Genomic DNA, 1,503 nt, shown 5'->3' on the forward strand with positions numbered 1-1,503 from the left:
ACCAGGCTCATCCATTCTGCTATTCTCCAAACGTTCTATTTCCTCTGCATCATGGCCTCAGGCATACTGCGGTCATGAATACGCTGCCTGATTTAAGCCAACTGACCCATGAACAACTGCTGGAATTTACCAGACAGTTGGCGATGCAGCATCAGTCTCTGGCACAATCTAAACAACAACTGGAACAATCAAATCAGCAATTAGATGCCAGAGTTCAACATCTTGAAGTCACCAATCAGCAATTAGATTCTAAAGTTCAACATCTTTCTATTCTCAATCAAAAATACGAGCATGAACTTGCACTATTTAAACAGCATAAATTCGGCAGTAAAAACGAACATCTCACCGCAAAACAAATCCATCTCTGGGATGAAGCGGTTGAAGAAGATATTGCAGCGGTTGATCTGGAACTGGAACGACTGAATGCAGATAAAACCAATGCAGCTGCACAGAAAGCCCCAGTCAACAAACCTAAACGTCGGCTGTTGCCAGATCATCTACACACCCTCCGTATTGAGCATGAACCTGAATCAACACAATGCAGTTGTGGCTGTACCTTGCGTCGTATCGGTGAAGATGTCAGTGAAAAACTGAATTTCAGACCGGCACAGTTCTATAAGGAACAGCATGTGCGTGGTAAATGGGTCTGTGATCAGTGTGACACTCTGACTCAGCAAGCGATGCCAGCCTATGTGATTGATAAAGGCATTGCTTCACCTGAATTGCTTAGCCATGTGCTGGTGTCAAAGTATGCCGATCATTTGCCTTTGTACCGTCAACGTCAAATCTTTCTACGCGCAGGTGTTGATCTGTCTAGATCAACGTTATCTGACTGGATTGGCCGCTGTGGGGTGGAACTGGAACCTCTGGCCAATGCCTTAAAACAGGTGGTACTGCAACAGCGGGTGATCCATGCCGATGAAACGCCGGTCACCATCATGCGGATGGGTGATGATGAGAAAAAGCCCAAAAAAGGTTATGTCTGGGCCTATGCCAGCACACAGTACAATCCAGTTCAGGCGGTGATCTATGACTTTCAGGATAGCCGTTCTGGCCAGCATGCTGAAGACTTCCTGAAAGGCTGGCAGGGTCATTTGGTCTGTGATGATTACAGTGGTTATAAAGCACGCTTTAGATCAGGTCAGGTCATTGAGGTGGGCTGCATGGCACATGCACGTCGTAAATTCCATGAACTACATGTGACCAAGAAAAGTCAGGTCGCTGAACAGGCATTAGTGCTGATTCAGAAATTATATGCGATAGAAGCAGAACTCAGAAAAAAGACGGATGGTACAGCGGAAGACCGCTGCGAATACCGACAACAGCATAGTCAACCGGTCATGCAACAACTATATGAATGGCTCAACCAACATCAGCTGACGGTGCCATCGAGTTCTCCAACCGCCCGGGCGATCAATTACAGCCTAAAACGTTGGACTGCTTTAAGCCGCTATCTGGATGATGGCAATCTACCCATTGACAATAATTGGATAGAGAACCAAA

The 1,503-nt window shown here is 46.2% G+C and carries 1 protein-coding gene; it reads left to right on the forward strand.

Annotation, left to right across the window (positions count from 1 at the left end):
- Positions 1-74 precede the first annotated feature (74 nt).
- A partial coding sequence (locus tag FTT75_RS15615; protein ID WP_180186816.1) for an IS66-like element ISAba17 family transposase occupies positions 75-1,503 on the forward strand: 1,429 nt, incomplete at its 3' end.

This window comes from Acinetobacter sp. YH01008, from assembly GCF_013420435.1.
GTDB lineage: Bacteria > Pseudomonadota > Gammaproteobacteria > Pseudomonadales > Moraxellaceae > Acinetobacter > Acinetobacter pseudolwoffii.